The 20709-nt window shown below is 60.9% G+C and carries 23 protein-coding genes and 1 tRNA gene; 11 read left to right on the top strand and 13 right to left on the bottom strand.

The genetic code is table 11. The features are described from left to right. Positions 1–293: 293 nt before the first annotated feature. Entirely contained in the window at positions 294–572 is a 279-nt protein-coding gene (locus IV098_RS12840; RefSeq protein WP_296889677.1) for a hypothetical protein, read from the top strand. A gap of 3 nt (positions 573–575) precedes the next feature. Next, entirely contained in the window at positions 576–749 is a 174-nt protein-coding gene (locus IV098_RS12835; RefSeq protein ID WP_296889675.1) for a hypothetical protein, read from the top strand. 676 nt (positions 750–1425) lie between these two features. Here the strand turns inward: IV098_RS12835 and IV098_RS12830 are convergent. Further along, the gene (locus IV098_RS12830; protein ID WP_296889673.1) at positions 1426–3294 is read right to left on the bottom strand and encodes a cytochrome c3 family protein; all 1869 of its coding nucleotides are present in this window, start codon (positions 3292–3294) and stop codon (positions 1426–1428) included. Between the two features lie 66 nt (positions 3295–3360). Next, positions 3361–4269 carry a hypothetical protein gene (locus IV098_RS12825; protein ID WP_296889671.1) on the bottom strand — a complete coding sequence of 303 codons (909 nt, stop codon included), beginning with the start codon at positions 4267–4269 and terminating at the stop codon, positions 3361–3363. A 332-nt stretch (positions 4270–4601) separates the two neighbouring features. On the opposite strand from IV098_RS12825, the gene IV098_RS12820 reads away from it, so the two are divergent. From IV098_RS12820 to IV098_RS12805, 4 genes are all read left to right on the top strand, one after another. Further along, positions 4602–5807, top strand: coding sequence for an NAD(P)-binding domain-containing protein (locus tag IV098_RS12820; protein ID WP_296889669.1), 1206 nt, complete (start codon positions 4602–4604; stop codon positions 5805–5807). A 97-nt stretch (positions 5808–5904) separates the two neighbouring features. Then, entirely contained in the window at positions 5905–6765 is an 861-nt protein-coding gene (locus IV098_RS12815; protein WP_296889667.1) for a DUF6502 family protein, read from the top strand. Continuing rightward, positions 6762–8234, top strand: a complete 1473-nt coding sequence (locus IV098_RS12810; protein ID WP_296889665.1) for a DUF5666 domain-containing protein — start codon at positions 6762–6764, stop codon at positions 8232–8234. The genes IV098_RS12815 and IV098_RS12810 overlap by 4 nt, the downstream gene beginning before the upstream one ends. A 131-nt stretch (positions 8235–8365) precedes the next feature. Next, on the top strand, positions 8366–9127 hold the full coding sequence (locus IV098_RS12805; protein WP_296889663.1) for a hypothetical protein: 762 nt from the start codon (positions 8366–8368) through the stop codon (positions 9125–9127). 225 nt (positions 9128–9352) lie between these two features. Here IV098_RS12805 and IV098_RS12800 read toward each other — a convergent pair whose 3' ends face one another. The 7 genes from IV098_RS12800 to IV098_RS12770 form a co-directional block, all read right to left on the bottom strand. Next, positions 9353–10129, bottom strand: a complete 777-nt coding sequence (locus tag IV098_RS12800; protein ID WP_296889661.1) for a hypothetical protein — start codon at positions 10127–10129, stop codon at positions 9353–9355. A gap of 57 nt (positions 10130–10186) precedes the next feature. Continuing rightward, positions 10187–10588: a biopolymer transporter ExbD gene (locus tag IV098_RS12795; RefSeq protein WP_296889659.1), complete on the bottom strand. Its 402-nt coding sequence runs from the start codon at positions 10586–10588 to the stop codon at positions 10187–10189. After that, complete coding sequence (locus IV098_RS12790) at positions 10575–11222, bottom strand: MotA/TolQ/ExbB proton channel family protein (RefSeq protein ID WP_296889657.1); 648 nt, start codon at positions 11220–11222, stop codon at positions 10575–10577. Before IV098_RS12790 ends, IV098_RS12795 begins: the two co-directional genes overlap by 14 nt. 201 nt (positions 11223–11423) lie before the next feature. After that, the gene (locus IV098_RS12785) at positions 11424–12626 is read right to left on the bottom strand and encodes a tryptophan--tRNA ligase (protein ID WP_296889655.1); all 1203 of its coding nucleotides are present in this window, start codon (positions 12624–12626) and stop codon (positions 11424–11426) included. A 36-nt stretch (positions 12627–12662) separates the two neighbouring features. Continuing rightward, on the bottom strand, positions 12663–13364 hold the full coding sequence (locus IV098_RS12780; protein ID WP_296889653.1) for a site-2 protease family protein: 702 nt from the start codon (positions 13362–13364) through the stop codon (positions 12663–12665). A gap of 11 nt (positions 13365–13375) precedes the next feature. Next, the gene (locus IV098_RS12775; RefSeq protein ID WP_296889651.1) at positions 13376–13999 is read right to left on the bottom strand and encodes an L-threonylcarbamoyladenylate synthase; all 624 of its coding nucleotides are present in this window, start codon (positions 13997–13999) and stop codon (positions 13376–13378) included. Positions 14000–14012: 13 nt separating this feature from the next. Continuing rightward, positions 14013–14870, bottom strand: coding sequence for a 3',5'-nucleoside bisphosphate phosphatase (locus IV098_RS12770; RefSeq protein WP_296889649.1), 858 nt, complete (start codon positions 14868–14870; stop codon positions 14013–14015). A gap of 130 nt (positions 14871–15000) precedes the next feature. Here IV098_RS12770 and IV098_RS12765 point away from each other — a divergent pair, with 130 nt between their 5' ends. Genes IV098_RS12765 through hfq form a run of 5 tightly spaced genes read left to right on the top strand, consistent with a single transcriptional unit; the run spans position 15001 to position 17320 of the window. After that, positions 15001–15627, top strand: coding sequence for a septation protein A (locus IV098_RS12765; protein WP_296889647.1), 627 nt, complete (start codon positions 15001–15003; stop codon positions 15625–15627). Continuing rightward, positions 15627–15929 (top strand): YciI family protein, encoded by a 303-nt coding sequence (locus IV098_RS12760; RefSeq protein WP_296889645.1) that lies wholly within the window; start codon positions 15627–15629, stop codon positions 15927–15929. Before IV098_RS12765 ends, IV098_RS12760 begins: the two co-directional genes overlap by 1 nt. Further along, the gene (locus IV098_RS12755) at positions 15926–16189 is read left to right on the top strand and encodes a BolA family transcriptional regulator (RefSeq protein ID WP_296889643.1); all 264 of its coding nucleotides are present in this window, start codon (positions 15926–15928) and stop codon (positions 16187–16189) included. The genes IV098_RS12760 and IV098_RS12755 overlap by 4 nt, the downstream gene beginning before the upstream one ends. Positions 16190–16199: 10 nt before the next feature. Further along, entirely contained in the window at positions 16200–17015 is an 816-nt protein-coding gene (locus IV098_RS12750; protein WP_296889641.1) for a peptidylprolyl isomerase, read from the top strand. Between the two features lie 59 nt (positions 17016–17074). Beyond that, entirely contained in the window at positions 17075–17320 is a 246-nt protein-coding gene (gene hfq / locus IV098_RS12745; RefSeq protein ID WP_296889639.1) for an RNA chaperone Hfq, read from the top strand. 169 nt (positions 17321–17489) lie between these two features. Here the strand turns inward: hfq and IV098_RS12740 are convergent, their stop codons facing one another. From IV098_RS12740 to IV098_RS12725, 4 genes are all read right to left on the bottom strand, one after another. Further along, positions 17490–19142, bottom strand: a complete 1653-nt coding sequence (locus IV098_RS12740) for a glycosyltransferase family 39 protein (protein ID WP_296889637.1) — start codon at positions 19140–19142, stop codon at positions 17490–17492. Beyond that, positions 19120–19839 carry a VTT domain-containing protein gene (locus IV098_RS12735; RefSeq protein ID WP_296889635.1) on the bottom strand — a complete coding sequence of 240 codons (720 nt, stop codon included), beginning with the start codon at positions 19837–19839 and terminating at the stop codon, positions 19120–19122. The genes IV098_RS12740 and IV098_RS12735 overlap by 23 nt, the downstream gene beginning before the upstream one ends. Further along, a complete protein-coding gene (locus IV098_RS12730; RefSeq protein ID WP_296889633.1) occupies positions 19840–20556 on the bottom strand; it encodes a glycosyltransferase family 2 protein in 717 nt (238 codons plus the stop codon). It abuts the gene before it with no gap. A gap of 61 nt (positions 20557–20617) precedes the next feature. Next, positions 20618–20708, bottom strand: a tRNA-Ser gene (locus IV098_RS12725). Position 20709: the final 1 nt, after the last annotated feature.

Raw genomic sequence — 20709 nt, 5'->3', positions numbered from 1 at the left:
GGAGGTGGCTGGTCGGCTTGCCGGTCGCAGTGGTTCCGTTATGGCAGGTCGAGCAGGTGCCCGGCGCAATGCCGGTGTGGCTGAAAGTGGCGGGCGTCCAGGCATTGGTCCGGTGACAGCTGTCGCAGGCCGCCGTGGTTGGAAGGTGATTCGTGGGTTTCCCTCTGGCCGTCGTTCCGTTATGGCATGTCGAGCAGGTTCCGGGTGCGACACCAGCATGGCTGAAAGTGGCAGGTGTCCAGCCCGATACCCGGTGGCAACTGTCGCAGGCCGCCGTGGTTGGAAGGTGATTCGTGGGTTTCCCTCTGGCAGTCGTTCCGTTGTGGCAGGTCGAACAGGTGCCGGGTGCAACACCGGTGTGGCTGAAAGTGGCAGGCGTCCAGCCCGATACCCGATGGCAACTGTCGCAGGCCTGGGTTGTAGGAATGTGGCTGGTGGGTTTGCCCCTGGCTGTTGTTCCGTTGTGGCAGGTCGAACAGGTGCCGGGTGCGACACCGGCATGGCTGAAAGTGGCAGGTGTCCAGCCCGATACCCGGTGGCAACTGTCGCAGGCCGCCGTGGTTGGAAGGTGATTCGTGGGTTTCCCTCTGGCAGTCGTTCCGTTGTGGCAGGTCGAACAGGTGCCGGGTGCAACACCGGTGTGGCTGAAAGTGGCAGGCGTCCAGCCCGATACCCGATGGCAACTGTCGCAGGCCTGGGTTGTAGGAATGTGGCTGGTGGGTTTGCCCCTGGCTGTTGTTCCGTTGTGACAGGTCGAGCAGGTGCCCGAGGCAACACCGGTGTGGTTGAAGGTAGCGGGCGTCCAGGCATTGATCCGATGACAGCTGTCGCAGGCCTGGCTTGTGGGAATGTGGCTGGTGGGTTTGCCTCTGGCTGTTGTTCCGTTGTGGCAACTCGAGCAGGTGCCGCGAGCCACGCCGCTGTGATTAAAAATGGCAGGGGTCCAGGCACTGGTCTTGTGGCAGCTATCACACGCAGCAGTTGTTGCGATGTGAGTGCTCGGTTTGCCCGTGGTGATGTTGCCGTTGTGGCAGGTCGAGCAGGTGCCGGGGGCAACGCCCGTGTGATTGAAACGGGCACCCAAGAATGTCGTGGTGTTGTGGCAGCTATCGCATGCTCGAGTGGTCGGAATATGTTTGGCCGGCATGATCGAGGATGAAGCCCGCTGACCGCTACTGGCATGGCAACTTGCGCATTGGGTGGGCGTACCTTTGAAAATGCCCTGGGTATGGCACGATTCACAACGCTCATTGCGGTGAGCGCCGTTCAGCTGAAAGCCCGTCCTGGCATGATCAAAACCCTTGCCGGCCTGACTGGCAGCGAAAACCGGCGAGGAAAACAGACCCATCAGGCATGCCAGAACGAATGCCCAGGCAAGCCATGATTTGGGGAACGCACGGCAAGTGGCAACGGAATGAGCAGGGTTCATCTTGCTTCTCCTCTTGTGGCAAGCATGCTGTGCACAGCATGCTCCGGGCTCTGCATGTCACGACACAGGCCTCGAACCATGCTTGGGCAGGCCAGTCCGGCTGTGGAACCTGTTTCGACCGCGCGCGATTGCCCCAGGCGAGACTTGATTTGCTTGAACGAATCGACGCCATGGCATTTGTCGCACTGCCTGCCGAATGCGCCTTCGTGCACATCGTCTTTATCGTGGCAACTGACGCACGTCGTCGGCAATTCCGCCTTGCCGGTCACCGGCTTGCGATGACAGCTATAACAATCCCGCCCCTGATGTCCGCCCTCCAGCCGGAAGCGGGTGCGGGTGTTGTGATTGAAATCCCACAGGCTCCAGCTGCGTGCGTTGTGGCAGCTTTCGCACTGCGTGCCCAAGCGGCGCTTATGCACGTCATCCTTGTCGTGACACGCCAGGCATTCCGTTTTGGCATCCTTGTATTGCGCCGTGGCATGACATTTCCTGCATTCCACCACCATGTGTTTTCCCAGCAGTGGAAAACGGGTGCTGCCGTGATTGAAGGTGGTTTGTTTCCAGTCTTGCGCGCTATGGCATTGCTCGCACTTTTCGCCTTGCTGGCCTTTGTGCACGTCGTCCTTTTTATGACAGGCAACACAGGCGACCGGCGTTTCTTTGTATTTCCGGTCTTTGTGGCACGCGTCGCACTTCACCTCGCGGTGCTTGCCCAGCAGACCAAAGCGCGTTTTGCCGTGATCGAAGCGGTTCTCCTTCCAGTCGCGTTCGCCATGACAGTCACCGCACTTATCGCCCAATGAGCCTTTGTGCTTGTCATCCTTCTTGTGACAGGCAATACACGTCATGGGCGTGTCCTTGAAGACCGGGCTTTTGTGGCAGGCCTTGCACTCGATGTCGTTATGCTTGCCGCGCAAGGGGAAGCGGGATACGCCATGGTCGAAACGCGCTTCTTTCCAGCTGCGCTCGACGTGACAATCACCGCATTTCTCGCCCAGCGAATTCTTGTGTTTGTCGTCTTTTTTGTGGCATGACACGCAGGCGGTTGGCAGCTTGTCGCGATACAGATTGCCGGTGTGGCAGTCGGCGCACCGGGTCTGCCGGTGTTTGCCGCGCAACGCGTATTTCGTGTCCTCATCGTGGTTGAACGACACGGCATCCCAGGCGCGGGCGTTATGGCAGTTCTGGCATTTTTCGCCAAAGCTGCCCTTGTGCTTGTCGTCCTTGCGGTGACACGACACGCAAGCCATGGGCGTGTCCTTGAAGACATTGTCTTTGTGACAATCCTTACACCTGGCTTTGGCGTGCTTGTCTTCAAGTTTGAAATCCGTCGTGTCATGGTCGAACCGCGCTTCTTTCCAGTCAGTCTCGGTATGGCAATCCGCGCATTTCGTGCCCAGCTTGCCCTTGTGCTCGTCGTCCTGCTTGTGGCACGCAATGCAGGCGCTCTGCGCGCTGCGGTATGGCTTGCCTGTTGCGTGACATTTGCTGCATTCCGTTTCCGTGTGCCTGCCCTTGAGGGGGTAATCCGTCAGCTTGTGGTCAAACCGCTTTTCGTCCAGCACGACGATCCGTGCCTCGCGTCCCTTGTGCTCCGTATGGCAGCTACGGCAGGCCTGCTCCTTGATGCGCCCGTGGTAGCCCTGTTTCTGCGCGATGTCCTGGCCCACGTCCTTGTGGCAATCCCGACACCGCTTGTTCTGCCCTTCGCGATCGAAGCGGACGTGGCACGCTTCGCACTTGTCTTCCGTCTTGGCGTGGCCACGAATGACCTTGCCCGGCATCAGCACGGTTTCCAGCGAATCGGCTCCCGCCTGGCGGAGCCCCAGCCCTGTCGTCAATCCGGACAGCAGCAGGAGCAGCACAATAAAAATTGTTTTTATGGAAACCACGCTACCGTTCTTGATGCTTTTTGCGTCCCCGAAGCCCCATCAATACATATGCACAGCGACAACGTGCGCGATCGCACTGAACACCATCATGTAAACGAATGGCACGTGCAGTACGTGCCAAAGCGAAAACAGACGTTCGTAGGTATTGAACTGGGCGACGCGCTGTACACCCTGCACGTACGCGAATACCAGTTGCTTGGCGGCCTTGAGGCGACGCTGATGCTTGGCAGGGTCCCAGTCTTTTTTGCGCGCGTGGATCTTGTAAAGTTGAGTCAGTTCGCGTGCGCAATGAAAACAGACCACGCGACCGCGCAGCCAGATCGTGGCAAATGCCCAGACCGAACGCAGCGGGTCACGTTGGGGTGTGGAAAGCGTGGCCTCAAAGGCTGTCAGGGCGTTTTCAACCTTGGGCGCAAAAGCCAGTTTCGACTCAAGCTCTTTCGAATTCAGCCCGGCCAGTGCGCGCAACTCATCCAGACTGGCGCGGCGTCCATACAGTCCATGGTGAATGCGGGTGTAGATAAAGCGCCCGATGATGCCGCTGCTGGCTACCAGCGACATGCTGGCTAGCGCGATCCCGGCGTTGATCGAGCCCACCTGAAAATTCGAATGCACCAGGATGAACAACGGCCCCAGGATGCCCAGCGTCATGTGCCCGGCAAACCAGTACTTGGCGGGGCCAAAACCGTGCATAAAGCGGAAATGCTTGCGTAGCGGGTAGAGAAACAGCAGCAGCATCATGATGCCGCCGGCCAACCCCAGGTTGTAGCCGGTGTCGGAGCTCGCGGCATAGCCGCCCCAGCGGCTGATCGCCCAGGCGCACCCTACCAGCAGGGTCACGCCCAGCGTCATCGTGGCGGCGCCGATCTCGCGTCTGCGCGGCCTGGCGGGGGTGGCAGGCGCCGCCTCCAGCCCGGGCGGCGCCTGCATCGTCAACGTTTCTTGCACTTTGCCGCCTTTTCTTGAGCGTTATATGAATACCCATAACGGCAACAATACTAACAAATTTACGGCTACAAGTGTAAATATTTTACACGCGACGTGAATCACCATACGTAGCGCTAAGTTTGTGAGCACGCTGTGCCGTAAAATCACACACAAGATGCCGTGAATTCGCGGACGTGCCTGGCTCCGGGCAGGTCAATCGTGCCGGGCTGCAATTTACCGATGGAAATGAGATGGATTTATCGTTTTTTAGCCTTGGGCTTTACCTGGCGCCCCTGGCGATAGTGTTTTACCTCTATTTCGGGCGGCGCCGCCGGCGGGAGGAAAAGCACGCTATGGCCTTGCAGGAATCCAGGGCGGCCGGAATCGGCGAACCTATTTCGCTCCACCCCGTCGTCGACCCGCTTCGATGCTGCGGTTCGGGCTCCTGCGTCAAAGCCTGTCCCGAGGGCGCTTTCGGCATCATCGACGGCAAGGCGCATTTGGTGAACCCATCGGTCTGTATCGGCCACGGCGCGTGCGTGGCTTCCTGTCCATTCGAGGCCATCAAGCTGGTGTTCGGCACGGAAAAACGCGGGGTGGATATCCCGCTGGTCAAACCCAACTTTGAAACCAACATTCCGGGGCTGTTCATTGCCGGCGAACTGGGTGGCATGGGGCTGGTGCGCAAAGCGGCCGAACAGGGCCGCCAGGCAATGAACGCCATCCGGGATACGCTCAAGGGAAACGGCGGCACCGACGTCGACGTGCTCATCGTGGGCGCAGGCCCAGCCGGGATCGCGGCCGGCCTGGGCGCCATCCAGCACAAGCTGAGCTACCGGATCGTGGAGCAGGAAGATTCCTTGGGCGGGACGGTGTACCACTACCCGCGCAACAAGATCATCATGACCGCTCCCGTGCAGCTGCCTATCGTCGGCAAAGTCAAAATGTCGGAAATCAGCAAGGAGGCGCTGCTGGAATTCTGGAATGGCATCGTGGGCAAAACCGGGCTGACCATCAATTTCAGGGAACGCATGGAAAGCATCCAGCCGAATGGCAAGGGCTTTCAGATCAAAACGTCGGGCGGCGAGTATTCCGCCCGTGCGGTGCTGCTGGCCATCGGCCGGCGCGGCACCCCGCGCAAGCTGGACGTTCCCGGCGAAGACTTGCCCAAGGTGGTGTACCGGCTGATCGACGCCGAGCAATACCGGGGGCAGAAGGTGTTGGTGGTGGGGGGCGGGGACAGCGCGCTGGAGGCGGCGCTCGCCATCGCTGACGAACCTGGCACCGAAGTGAGCCTGTCCTATCGCAGCGATGCCTTTGGCCGGGTCAAGGTCAAGAACCGCCAGCGCCTGGAAGACGCGCAGAAACAGGGACGCATCAATGTCCTACTCAAGTCGAACGTGCTTCGGATCGAGCCTGGAGAAGTGTTGCTGGAACTGGAATCCGGTCACACCACCCTGCCGAACGACGCGGTCATCATTTCGGCAGGCGGCGTTCTACCCATCGATCTGCTGAAAAAAGTCGGCATCCAGTTTGAAACCAAACATGGCACCGAATAAGCAGTCTGCCCCGAGATCATCGAGACAGCGCATAACCCTGCATTGCGTGGTAAATTATCACACTCGAAATACGAAGACGCCTTTAATCTAGGAAAGCATGCCGGAATCGGGGATCGCCCACGCTCTTGTCACACCACCCCGCTCACTGACGGCGGCGGTGAAGCGTTTGTTGCGCCCGCTGGTCAAACTGCTGCTGCATTACAGCGTGCAGTACCCCGCGTTCACCAATCTGCTCAAGCAAACCTACGTGGAAGTGGCAACCGCAATGCCGGTCGATGGCAAACCTCAGACCGATAGCCGGGTCAGCCTGCTCACCGGCATCCACCGGCTGGATGTGAAGCGGCTGCGCAACGAAATCGTCAGTGGCAACGAAGGGCCGCCGATGTCGGTGTCTCTTGGTGCGCACATCGTGGCGCGCTGGACCGCCCATGCCGAATACCTCGACAACAAAGGCCGCCCCCTCCCCTTGCATCGCCTCGCGAGCGCGGGCGGAATGTTGAGTTTCGAATCGCTGGTGCGTTCGGTGAGCAAGGATATCCGGCCACGCGTAGTGCTGGATGAATGGCTCAGACTGGGCATCGCACAGATCGACAACCTCGACCGCGTTATCCTGCTCACCGATGCATTCATACCCAGCCACGGACTGGACGAGAAGCTGTTTTATCTGGGCAAGAACGTACACGACCACCTGGATGCGTGCGCGCACAATCTGACCCAGCCCGACGTACCTCCACTCCTCGAGCGCAGCGTGTATTACGACCACCTGAGCAAGGATTCGACGCTGATTCTATCGACCTACGCCCGCCAACTATCGAGCCAGGTCATGCAGGCTTTCAGCCAGAAAGCGATGGAATTGCAGGAACGCGATCACCCGAATGCGGATGCCCGCCACCGCGTAACCTATGGCCTGTATTTTTACCAGGCCAACGAGCAGGAAGAATCCGCCACAAAATCATGAAACGCTGGCACCACATACTGCTGGGGTTGATCGCTTTAGCATTGGCGCCGACACTTTACGCCGCCAATCCCTGCACCACGGGCGGCGCACCCATCATGCGCGACGGCTCCGGGCAGGGCGGCACCGGCTTGCGCCCACAGGATACGGATGGCACCGGCCAGGGGGGGACGGGCCGCTCGTCCGGGACCCCATCCGGTGGCGATGGTAACGGCAACGGCGGTACCGGACTCATGGTTGAAGTCGAAGGGGTGATCACCGGATTCGCCAGCATTTGCGTGAACGGGCTGGAGTTGCATTATTCCCCGACCACCCCCGTTACCCTCCACGGCAAAATGGCTACGCCCAAAGACCTGGCAGTGGGGCAAGTCGTGCGTGCACTGGCCAAGGGACAGGGCGATCAACTTGCCGTGCAACACGTGCAGGTCCGGCACTTCCTGATTGCCACCATTCAAGGCGTCAACCCGGGCGGCGTACTCGCGCAAGGGCGCGCCATCAGCCTGAGCCCTGGTACCGTATTGCCTTCCGGGCTCGCGCCTGGCGTCAAGGTCGCAGTCAGTGGATTTGCCGGCGCACGCGGCCACTCGGTCGCCACCCGTCTGGATGTGGTACCAGGCGACACACCCGACAGCCTCACCGGCGAAGTGACGCGCAATGCCCGGGGTGGTTTCAGCATCGACGGCGTTGCCCTCGAAGGGCGCATGCCCAAAATCGAACCCGGCGACACGGTTCGCGCCGAAGGCCGCTTTGCGCAAGGGCGGATGCAGATCACCCGTATTGAGCGGGAGGAGCGCATCCAGCCGGTCGATCGCGTCGTTATCCAAGGACCGATTCGGCACGTCGACAAGTCGGGGCTCAGCATCGGCGGCCAGCGCTTTATGATCGATGCCCAGACCCGTGCCAAGCAGGCGCTGCCCCGCACGGGCGAGTTGGCAAAAATCGATGCCGTGCGCGAAGGGCAGCAGTTCCATGTTCGCGAGGTGGAAACCCAGGCGCGCCCGGGAGACAAACCGGATGCCCAATTACTGCGGGACGATGGCACCACCCGGCGCGCGGGGCATGACGAAAAAGCGCACAAGTCAGAACAGGCAGACCGCCCGGACACGGATGCCGGGTATCCAGATCAAGCCGTAGAACGCTCCGAACATTCTGAATCCGGGGAGTCTCTGGAGCGTACCGAGAAGTCAGAGTCACCTGAGAAAGCTGAACGGACCGAAAAGACCGAGCAATCGCAGGCCATCGAGAAACCTGAAAAAGTCGAGCGCGTAGAAAAAGCTGAACGCACTGAAAAGGTAGAGAAAATCGAGCGGCCCGAGAAAACAGAACGTCCGGAGTCGGTCGAGCGGCCCGAGCGCGTCGAACGTGTGGAGACAGTCGAGCGACCCGAGCGCGTTGAACGCGTCGAGCGTCCGGAGTCGGTCGAGCGGCCCGAGCGCGTTGAACGGCCCGAACGCCCCGAACACGACGATTGACCCCCGCGGCACGGCGGGCAGTTTGTGCCGGACTTTGACGCAATCAAGAGCATTTTCCCAGCGAACCGCATCGTGCGAATCAATCCGCGACGCCTCCGCTAGAATTGCGATCCCCTAATAGAAAGACTGCCATGCGCGTTATTGCCTTGCTATGCCTGTTATCTGGGCTGCCCTCCCCCTCAACCCAGGCGGCTGAAGGCAAATTCAGCGTCAATCTGGGACTCGATTACTCGTCCGGCAACTATGGCAGCCAGACCATAACCGAAACCTGGGCAATGCCACTGAGCCTGAAATATCGCACCGATAACTGGAACTTGCGCCTGTCCACAGCCTGGTTGCGTGTTGAGGGCGACGGCAGCGTCACACCCGAAGGCGACCCGCTTAATGCTTCTGGCAGCCCAAGTACCACCACTGAGGGCATGGGGGATATTTCTGCCCGTGCAACCTACTCCCTGCTGGACGAGCGATCGAACTGGGCGGGTGTCGAGCTCAGCGGAAAAATCAAATTCGGCACTGCCAGCGAAGCAAAAGCGCTCGGCACGGGCAAGAACGACTATTCACTGCAGGCCGGGATTTTCAAACCCATCGACAACTGGATGCCTTTTCTCGACGTGGGATATAAATGGAAAGGTGATCCAAACGGCATCGAATACCGCAATGTCTGGCTCGGATCAGTCGGAACGGATTACCGCATCACACCCACCCTGTCATTCGGCGGCAGTTACGACTGGCAGCAGGCCGTGACTGCAAGCAGTTCCCCAATCAGCGAAGCCATGCTCTATCTGAACTTTCATTTGAACGCCGACCAACGCCTGAATCTATACGCCGTGGGCGGCTTCAGCGAAGCCAGCCCGGATTGGGGCTCCGGTCTGATTTTTACTTATCGCTATTGATTTTCGGCTCGCCCTCGCCCGCACGCTTTACGGGATAAAGCTGACGACGTCAGGCTTGGGCAATACGGAACAGACTGATTTCATGTGTTTGTTGAAAATCGGCGCGCGCGTTTATTGAAAGCGATTGTCAACTGCTGAGCGGGCATTCGATGAACCAACATCATCCGGCTCGTATGGATCGAAAACGCCCATTCAATACATTGACCGGGGTCGATGCCTCCCCGCTCAATGCGTCTGGTTCTTGACGCCCACCCCAAAAAACTCGCGTTTCAAAAATTCTTCCAGCTCGGCCGTATCCGCTTCGCGCGCGGAAATCACCACGACTTGCCCAAGCCGCTGCGACTCCCAGTTGACGTCGCCTTTGTAGTAGTTGCGGATCAGTTCGATCATCCGGCGCACCACGGCCAGCTCGATATCGCCGCCCGGTCCGGCATTGACGGTGATGGTTTCGCGGCGCGGGTTGCTGGCGTTGGTGGTCCACGCGCGGAATGAAAACCGCGCGGTGCGCGGCTGCAGATCGAGAATCTGGAAAATGCCGTTGGTGCCCATCGGCTGCAGGTTGCGGCGGATGTTGGCCGTGCGGCGCTCTTCTGCACTGGGCTGCTGCTCGCCTGCGCTATCGCGCTCTTCGGCCTGGCGGCGGGCGCGGGCGGCGTTGACGTAGGACATCATGTCGGTGGGCGCGGCTTCGGACGGCGGCTCAAGGTTCAAGGGCAGTGCGGGTTGCGGCGCGGTGGGTTGCGGCTCGGACGGAACCGGATTACGGGGCAACGGCTCGGGGGCCACCTTGGGGCGGGGTGGTGCCAATCTGGGTTCGCGCAACTTCGGCCGGGGCGGCTCCGTCGGCCTAGGGGCCGCCTGCGCCGCTTTTTGCGCGGGTGGGGATTCGATCAGTTCGACCAACCGCGCATCGATGGCGGCAACGACCGGGGGGGCCATGCGCGGCGGTTGCAGCATCAGACCAAAACCCCACAGCAGTGCCAGCCACAGCAATAGTGCCAATGGCAGCGGCCACCAAAATGATGGCTCTTTCGACATCATTCCAGGCATGGGGCGGGCTTACTGATGCTTGACGGCAATCAGGAAATGCACGGCGCCGGCGGCACGCGCACGCAACATGGCCTGCACCACAAGACCTTGCGGTGCGGCGTTGTCCGCCGACACGATCACATTCTGCCCGGGGTCGCGGATCAGCGGCCGCAGCGTGGCAGCGAGCGTGTCCAGCGTGACAGGCGTCTTGTTGACGAGGATGCGGCCATCGCCGGTAAGGGTCAGGATCAGTGGCTGGTCAACCTTGAGCTTTTCGGCCTGGCCCTGTGGCAGGTCGACCTGCAGCGAATCCAGATTCTGCATCGCCAGCGAGGCCAGCATGAAGGTGGCGAGCAGAAAGAACATGACGTCGATCATCGGGATGATCTCGATCCGCCCCTTGCGGTAGGTGCGCAGCTTACGGCGCTTCATGCGGGCGGCCTTCCTGGTCGAGACGGATGTGGTCGATCAGGCGCGTGCCGAGGCGCTCCATTTCGTCCATCGTCTGCGACTGCAGGCGCGAAAAGTAATTGAAGCCGAACAAGGCGATCAATGCGATCAGCAATCCGATCACGGTGGCCACCAGCGCCTGCGCCACGCCGCCGGTTACGCCAGTCGGATTGACCACGCCGCTGCTGCCGATGATCTGGAAGGCGTCCATCATGCCGAGAACGGTGCCCACCAGACCCAGCAGGGGCGCGGCGGTGACGATGGTTTCCAGCACCCACAGCCGGCGCGCCAGCGAGGCCTCGATCAGTTGCGCCTCGTCGGCGGCGCGCGATTCGGTCCACCACGAAGGATGATGGCGGTTGGAGATCACCACATCGAAAAACCGCTTGAAGTAGTGACGGTGGCTCACTCCCGAGAGGATTTTTTCGAGGTCGCTCCAGGCAAAGCCGTAGGTTTCGACCAGATTCAGCACGTCGCTGGACAAGCGTGCAAACCGCCAGTACAGGACGGCCTTTTCCAGCATGATGGCCAGCGCAACGACGGCCAGCACGGACAGGGGCAGGACGATGAAACCGCCTGATTTCAGTGCCACCCAGCTTGCGTTCAGTTCTTGCATATTGGATTCCCGGGGAAACGACTACGACATGATGGATACGCGCGATCCATGGGACTGTTGAAGCCGCCCAAGGTTCGCTTTTGATTGCGTAAATGAAGACGGGAAGGATTGCGGCACAGCTGCCGCGTGGTGCGCGGCGTGCCGGGAGGTGCGGCGCCCTGCCCCAGGGCAAGGCGAATCGGCGCCTGCATTACGCCGAGCTCAGCCGAAGGTCAGCCCCATTGCCTCGCGGACGTCGCGCATGGTGTCGCGCGCCAGTTCCTGTGCCTTTTCGCTGCCGTCGGCGAGGATGTTGCGTACCTGGTCCGGATTTTCTTCGTAGAACTGCGCGCGTTCGCGGATCGGCGCGAGCTCGGCCAGCACGGCATCGATCACCGGCTGCTTGCATTCCAGGCAGCCGATGCCGGCACTGGTGCAGCCGGCGGTGGCCCACTGCCGCACGCCATCGTCGGAATACACCAGATGGAACTGCCACACCGGACAGTTGGCGGGGTTGCCGGGGTCGGTACGGCGCACGCGCGCGGGATCGGTTGGCATGGTGCGGATTTTCTTCGTCACCATGTCGGGGTCTTCGCGCAGGGCGATGGTATTGCCGTACGACTTGGACATTTTCTGGCCGTCGAGCCCGGGCATTTTCGAGGCGGCGGTCAGCAGCGACTCGGGCTCGGCGAGAATCATCTTGCCGGAACCTTCGAGGTAGCCGAACAGGCGCTCGCGGTCGTTCATCGACAGGTTCTGCGCGTCGTTGAGCAGCGCTTGGGCGGATTCCAGCGCCTCTTCGTCGCCCTTTTCCTGATACGCGGTGCGGCATTCTTCGTACAGCCGGGCCTTTTTCGAGCCGAGCTTTTTGACGGCGGCGCGCGCCTTGTCTTCGAAACCGGGTTCGCGGCCGTACAGATGATTGAAGCGGCGGCAGATTTCGCGGGTGAATTCGATGTGCGGCACCTGGTCCTCACCCACCGGTACCAGATTGGCACGGTAGATCAGGATGTCGGCGGATTGCAGCAGCGGATAACCGAGGAAGCCGTAGGTCGAGAGGTCCTTCTCGGACAGCTTTTCCTGCTGATCCTTGTAGGTCGGCACACGCTCCAGCCAGCCGAGCGGCGTCATCATCGACAGCAGCAGATGCAGTTCGGCGTGCTCGATCACACGCGACTGCACGAACAGCGTGGCCTGCGCCGGATCGACGCCGGCGGCCAGCCAGTCGACCACCATGTCGCGCACGTTGTCCTCGATCGCCTGCGGGCTGTCGTAATGCGTGGTCAGCGCATGCCAGTCGGCAACGAAGAACAGGCACTGGTATTCGTTCTGCAGATGCAGCCAGTTTTTCAGCACGCCGTGGTAGTGGCCAAGATGCAGGCGCCCGGTGGGGCGCATGCCGGAAAGTACGCGGTCGGAATACATGTGGGTGAGTGGTTAGCAGTGAGGGAGCGGAAAGGGTCAGGACAGCACGACCTGGATCAGGCCGAGCAGTTGGGTGAAGTCAAGGGCCGTGACCAGTGCAACCAGCCCGATAAACAGGCTGATCAACGGCCACATGATGATGCCGAGAATGCCGCTGAACAACAGGCCCAGCAGGATGAAAAAGCCATAGGGTTCGATCTTCGAAAAGCTGATCGCCTGTTTCATCGGCAGCAGGCTGACCGCGATGCGGCCACCGTCGAGCGGTGGCAGCGGGATCAGGTTCAGCGCCATCAGAATGACGTTGATGAACACGCCGGCTGCGCCCATCAGCATCAGCGGCGTGCTGAAACTGTTGGCGAGCGCATGGCCGAGCTGGATCATCAAGGCCCAGAACACGGCCATGACGAAGTTCATGCCTGGCCCGGCGGCGGCGACCCACAGCATGTCCTGCTTGGGGCGGCGCAGATGGGCAAAATTCACCGGCACCGGCTTGGCCCAACCGAACAGGATCGCTCCGCCGCCCAGCAGTTTGCTAGTCAGCAGGATCACCAGCGGAACGAGGATGGTGCCGACCGGGTCGATGTGCTTGAGCGGATTGGCTGTGATGCGCCCTTGCATGGCGGCGGTCATGTCGCCGAAAAAACGCGCGACATAACCATGCGCGGCTTCGTGCAGGGTGATGGCGAAGATCACCGGCAAGGCAAACACGGCGATTTTCTGGATCAGGGTCAGCTCCATGTCCGTTTCGCTCAGACCTCGAAATCCGTGACCTCGCCCTTGCCGAAGCGCAACACGACAGGCGTATCGGTGGTGAGGTCGATTACGGTGGTGGGCGTGAGGCCGCAGGCGCCGCCGTCGATCACCAGGTCGATCTGGTGTTCGAGGCGTTCGCGGATTTCCCAGGGCTCGGTCAGCGGCACATCCTCGCCGGTCAGCAGCAGGGTCGACGACAGGATGGGCTCGCCCAGTTCGGCCAGCAGCGCCTGCACGATGGGGTGATCCGGCACGCGCAGGCCGATGGTGTCGTGCTTCTTGTGCAGCAGCCGCCTCGGCACTTCGCGGGTGCCGCGCAGGATGAAGGTATACGCACCCGGGGTATGTGCCTTCAGAAAACGGAACTGGGTGTTGTCGACCTGGGCATAGCGCCCCAGCTCTGACAGGTCGCGGCAAATCAGGGTGAGATCATGGCCGGTATCCAGCCCACGCACCGACAGCAGCCGCATCGCCGATTCCTTGTCGCCGATGTGGCAGCCGAGCGCATAGCAGGAATCGGTGGGGTAGACGATGACGCCGCCACGCTTGAGGATGTCGACCGCCTGCTGGATCAGCCGGGGCTGAGGATTGTCGGCATTGATGTTGAAAAACTGCGCCATGAATTTGGAATGCTCAGGATAAGGAAGAATGGGACGCCAGCTCCGGCCAGCCCTGCCACACCGGCTGGCAGTAATACGGCAAGGGCGGCAGGCAGCCGATGTCGATGCCTTCGCCCGGCGCATGAAAATCCGCTCCGCGCGAAGCCTTCAAGCCGAACGCACGCGCCAGCTCGGCGAATTTTTCGTATTCGGACGGGTGATGACTGCCGGTGATGACTTCGATGCCCTCGCCGCCCAGCGCGCGGAAGGCATCCAGAAACAGGTGCAGCTGGCGGGCGTTGAACGCGTAGCGGCCGGGATGGGCGACCACCGCCATGCCGCCGCTGGCGCGGATCCAGCCGACGGCGTTTTCCAGCGTGGTCCACTCATGCTCGACGTAGCCGGGATGGCCGCTGGTGAGAAAACGTTTGAACGCGGTGCGGGTGTCGGGCACGTGTCCCTGCGCCACCAGCCAGCGCGCAAAGTGCGTGCGCCCCACCATCTGCTTGTTGACGGCGTAATCGTAGGCGCCTTCATAGGCGCCCGCGATGCCCGCCCGCGCCAGGTCATCGCCCATGCGTTGCGCGCGTTCGATGCGGCCGAGACGGATGCCATGCAAGCCCTCGGCCAGCACAGGAAAAGCCGGATCGATGCGCAGCCCGACGATGTGTACCGTCTGGCCGCCCCAGGTGACCGAGATTTCCACCCCGTTGACCAGCGTCATCCCGGCTGCGGCGGCTGCAGCCTGGGCGGATTCCAGACCCGACACGTCGTCGTGATCGGTCAAGGCGAGCACCTGCACGCCGTTGGCTGCGGCGCGCGCGACCAGTTCGGCAGGCGGCAACACACCATCGGAGATATTAGAGTGGCAATGCAGATCGATATTGAGCATCGATGATCAGATCCGGGGAACCAAGGCCAAAAGAGCTTGGTCAAGAGGGGGAATCATAGCAAAATAAGCCCCTACCCGAATTGAGCCACGCGGATTCCCCATCCGATGCCCGACCAGACGTAATTGCATAATGAAAAAAATACTGTTCGATCTGTTCCCCGTCATCATCTTTTTTGTCGCCTACAAGATAGGCGATGCCAACGCCGAAGCCTCGCGCGCCCTGATGGGTTCGCTCGGCCTGGCCATGAGCGCAACCGAAAAACCCGGCATCTACCTCGCCACACTGGTCGCCATCGTCGCCAGCATCGGCCAGATCGGCTGGGTCAAACTGCGCGGCAACCCGATCGAAACCATGATGTGGGTCAGCCTCGGCATCATTGTCGTGTTTGGCGGCGCCACCCTGTGGCTGCACGACGAAAGCTTCATCAAGTGGAAGCCGACCGTGCTGTACTGGCTATTTGGCGCCATCATCCTGGGCTCGATGCTGTTCGGCCGCAACGTCATCAAGGGCCTGATGGGCACGCAAATGGAACTTCCCGAGGCGGCCTGGGGTCGACTTAACCTCAGTTGGGGCGGATTTTTTGTTTTCATGGGGCTTGCAAATCTGTTTGTCGCCTTCAACTTCTCGACCGACGACTGGGTGAATTTCAAGCTGTTCGGCAGCATGGGGCTGATGCTGGTGTTCGTGATCGGGCAAAGCATGATGCTGAACAAATACCTCGACCAAGAAGAATTGAACAAGAAAGACAACCCATAATGCTTTACGCCATCGTTGGGCAGGACATCCCCAACAGCCTGAACCTCCGGCTAGACGCACGCCCCGCCCACCTGGAACGCCTGCACGCGCTGCAGCAGACCGGACGCCTGCTGCTGGCGGGACCTTTCCCTGCACTCGACAGCAACGATCCCGGCCCGGCCGGTTTCACCGGCAGCCTGATCGTCGCCGAGTTCGACAACCTGGGTGCAGCTCAGGCCTGGGCCGATGCCGATCCCTATATCGCCGCCGGCGTCTATGCCAGTGTCAGCGTCAAACCGTTCAAGAAAGTCCTGCCCGCATGAACACCGAGACCCTGATCCGCCAGCGTCTTGTTGCGCTGGAACCTGAAACCTACACCCTCGAGGACGAAAGCGCCCAGCACCGGGGGCATGCCGGTGCCGCCTCGGGTGGCGGGCATTTCAAGCTCACAATAGTGTCACCAAAATTTCGTAATCTCTCGACCCTTGCCCGTCACCGGCTGGTCTACGAAACCATGGGCGAACTGATGCAGCGCGAGATCCACGCGTTGTCGATCACCGCCTTCACCCCAGAAGAACTCTGAAAGGAATCCAATGCGCATTGCTCCCCTCACCGCCCTGATCCTGGTGTCGCTGTCTCAGTTGGCCCAGGCGCAGGCACCGGCCGCAAGCCCGGCGCCGGCCGCCGCTGCATCCAACAAGCCGCTGGCGGTGGTCAATGGCAAGCCGATTCCCGCGCTGTATGGCGAGCTGGTCGAAAAACAAATGGCGCAGGGCCAACCCAAATCGCCGCAACTTGACGCCCGCGTGCGCGATTCCCTGGTCAACCTGGAACTGCTGTCGCAGGAAGCCGCCAAAAAAGGCCTGGACAAGGATCCGCGCGTCGCCGCCATGCTGAACATCGGCCGCATGGACCAACTGGCCAAAGCCTATCTGGAAGACTACGTCAAAGCGCATCCGGTCACCGAAGCCGAAATCAAGGCCACCTACGACAAGGCCAAGGCCGAAGCGGTTGAGCCGGAATATCTGGCACATCACATCCTGGTTCCGACCGAAGCCGAAGCCAAAAAGCTGATTGCCGATCTCAACAAGAAAGCCAAGTTCGACGACCTGGCGAAGAAATACTCCAAGGACCCGGGCTCGGCCAAGAACGGCGGCAAGCTCGACTGGTCTGATCGCCGCGCCTATGTGCCCGAGTTTTCCAACGCGCTGGCCGCATTGAAAAAAGGCGAGACCACCCAGACCCCGGTGAAGACGCAATTCGGCTATCACATCATCCGTCTCGACGACACGCGCAAGCCGCAGATTCCGCCGCTGGATGCCGTGCGTGGCGAAATCACCCAGCAATTGCAGCAGCAGCGTGTACGTCAGGCCATCGAAGCCGCGCGTGCCGGTGCAAAAATCGAGTAATTCACGGTTAAAATTCCGGCGGGGCGTCACGCCCCGCCAACATCAGACAGGGAGCCATCATGGCCGGAAAAGAATATAACCACCTGCAAGACGTTTTTCTCAACACCCTGCGCAAAGAGCGCATTCCCGTTTCCGTTTTCCTCGTCAACGGCATCAAGCTGATGGGACGGATCGAGTCGTTCGACCAGTTTGTGGTTCTGCTGAAAGGCAACGATCAGGCTGCCCAGATGATCTTCAAGCACGCCATTTCCACCATTTCGCCCTCACGCGAAGTGGTGTTGCCGCAGCGCGACGCCGAAGCCTGACCCGACGCTAGTGTCGTAAATCAGAAATATCGAAACATAAAACGGCGTCTTTTTCCGCATGGCAGCGTTGCCCGTCGTTGCCATAGAGCCAGCTATGTCGCCTCCTCGCGCCTTGCCCTGCGAAAAAATCCATCCGTTTTATTTGTCCCGCTATTTCTGATTCACGACACTAGTTCACCGGGGCGGCCAGTAATGCGGCCGCCGTTTTTGCATCGACCAGAACGGCTGCGCCGCCGCGATATTTTTGCAGGTGTCGGGCCTTGAGCCCCTCCAGGCGCTGTTGATCCTTGACATACACCACCACATAGGCCGCTGGGTGCGCGGCCAGCCAGCGCGTCAATTCAGCACCCTGCAATGCCACCAGCGGCCTCTCCAGCCGACCCAGAAACTGATATTGCGCGTGATATTTCGCAGCATTGGCCACCGGCACACCAGCCTCCTGCAGTTGCCTGATGGCCAAAGCCATGGGCTTGATGTTGTACAGGGGCTCGATCGAACGCATCGCAGCAAACTGCAGCAGCACCAGCATCCCCACGCCGAGCACAGCCAGACCCGGCACCGCGGGAAAGCCACGCCGCCCAGCCAGCCAGACGGCCAGTGCCAGCAGCACCAGCAGCGCCCCAGGCCATAGCGGCGGCAACTGCTCGACCTGGCCGCTGAGCGAGGCAATCTGCCCGCTGGCCGCCAGTATCAATGCGCCTCCCAGCAAGGCAGCCAGCAAAGCGGGCAAACCCAGTCTGGCGCTTGTTCGCTCGGCCAACACGCGAGCCGTCAGCAGCGCAAACGCCGGAAACAGGGGTACCAGATAATGCGGCTGCTTGCCGCTGATGAAAGAAAATGCAACAAAAACCGGCAACATCCAGGCGAGGCAGAAACGTGTGCCGCGATCGAGGCCTTCCCGCCAGTGACGAGCCAGCGCCTGCCACAGTCCAGGCCAGACGAACCAGGGAAACAGCATCACAGGCAGCAAGGGCAGATACCACCAGACCGGCCGCTGATGGGCGAACGAGTCGACCATGCGGTCAGCCGTCTGCCCCCAGAAAATCGCATTCCGGTACGCCTCGCCGCCTGCCATGCCAGCGGGCAATGCCCAAGCCAGCGCAATCGCCGTTCCCAGCAGTAAAGCCAGGCCGACGCCGCCGAACCAGCATCCCCAATGCATCCGATCCGTTGATGGCTCAGACCCGTTAGTAAGTGAAGGCGCTTGGCGGGGAGAATGCCACCATGGCGCCAGCACCGCGATCGGCAACAGATTCAGCAGGATGACCGGTCCCTTGGTCAACACGCCCATGCCGATGGCGATCCCCAACATGACAAAGCCGCGTCGCTTGCCTGCTGCCGCGGCCAGCACGCCATGCATGCCCAGCAACACCCAGAACGTCAACAGCACGTCGAACATGACCGTGGTTGAAAACACGATCCACATCAGCATGCTCGCCAGCACCAGTGCAGCCTGCCCGCCCAAGCCCGCACGTTCGGGCCATAACCGGCGCGCCAGCAGATAAGTCAGCAGCATCGAGCCCGCAGAAAACAGGGGCAATACCAGACGCGGCCACCAGTCATTGACGCCGAACACGGCCCAGCCGGCATGAAACATCCAGAACATGAACGGAGGCTTGTGGCTGTAGGGCTCGCCATTCTTGAACGGCACCAGGAAGTCACCGCGCAGCCACATTTCCCAGGCTGCGCTGACATAGCGGGTTTCATCGATCGGCGCCAGCGGACGGGTCAACAGCGCCACAACAGCCAGCGCCGCCAGCAGCAACAGGCTCAGCAGCAATGCACCGCGTCCGGAAATATCAGGGGTTTGCAGCGGATTCATGGGATAGCGTTTCAGGAACATCTAGCGCAGCGTCGATCTGCTCGTCCAGGCTCTGGCCATGCCGGAAGCGCCGATACAGCCAGACGCCCAGGATGCCGGATATCAGGAACAGGCCGATGGCCAGTGCCAGCTTGAGCGCGGGCGCGATATGCACGCCGCTGCCGACCAGCGCAAACACCAGGGTTTGCGGCAGATAGCCGAGCAAGCTGGCGGCAAAAAAATACGCTGGCCGGATGCTGGATATGCCCGCTGCCAGATTGGTCAGGAGGTTACTGCCCACCGGCAGCAGCCGAATCAGCACCGTCATGGAAAACGGGTGATCGTGGATGAAGCGGTCAAACCGCCCGGCCCGCTCACCGAGCCGCACACGCAACAAGCCTTTGCCAAAAAAGCGTGCATAGCCGAAGCTCAACATGCACCCCAGCAAGGCTGCCAATGCGCCCAGCAGCGTACCCAACCCCACGCTGAAGGCATAGCCCGCCAGAAAGGCGATGATCTGGCGCGGCAAGCCGATGGCTGTCAGGACCCCGCCCATCAGCAGGAACAGCAGCGCACCGTTGACGCCATGGCCGCGCACGCGCGCATCGATCCACGCTTCGTTGACACTGTTGCCGAGATCGCTGGTGTGGAACAGATAGCCCAGCAAGGCCAGGCTCAGCATCAGCGCCAGGCCCTTGAGGATGACGCGCGCCTTCATTTACAGGTCGGAGTCCGGCTCAATCTGCGGCAGGCGCACCCGCCGCTGCAGCCAGGCAACGCCGAACAGGTCGACGATCCCCACCCACAAACGATTGTGCACACCGTATTTCGAGGTGCCGCGTTCGCGCGCCCGATGGTGTACCGGCACCGACACGACGGCGCCGCCGTTGCGCATCACCAAAGCCGGCAGGAAACGGTGCAAATGGTCGAAATTGGGGAGTTGCAGAAAAGTCTCGCGGGCGAATAGCTTGAGGCCGCAGCCGGTGTCCGGCGTGTTGTCCTTCAGCATGCGTGAGCGCACGCCATTGGCGACTCGGGACGACAGTCGGCGCAGGAAGGTATCGTTGCGTCTGGCGCGCCAACCGGCCAGCAATTCCAGATTGGCGGGCTGCGCCGGATTGGCCAGTTCGGCCAGCAAAGCCGGGATGTCGGCCGGATCGTTCTGGCCGTCGCCATCCAGCGTGGCGATCCATTCGTAACGCGCCGCGCTCACCCCGGTCGTCACCGCGCGGCTTTGCCCGCATGAGGCCCGATGGCGGATCACCCGCAACATCGGAAACTCGGACTTCAGCGCGGTCAGACGCGCCTGCGTGGCATCCGTGCTGCCGTCGTTGATATAGATGATTTCAAACGTGGTATTGCCAGACAGCGCGGCTGCGATTTCGCGCACCAGCGGCTCGACGTTGTCCTGCTCGTTCTTGACGGGGACAACCACGGACAGCCTGCCGTGGTAAGCATATTTCGGCATCGCGTTAGCGTGGAAAATGTACGGTGTGTGGCGGAGAGGGCGGGATTCGAACCCGCGTTAGGATATTATCCTAAACACGCTTTCCAGGCGTGCGACTTAAACCGCTCATCCACCTCTCCG

The organism is Thiobacillus sp., assembly GCF_018780105.1.
Classification (GTDB): Bacteria; Pseudomonadota; Gammaproteobacteria; order Burkholderiales; family Thiobacillaceae; genus Thiobacillus.
This window is presented reverse-complemented; position numbering and strand designations above follow the sequence as displayed.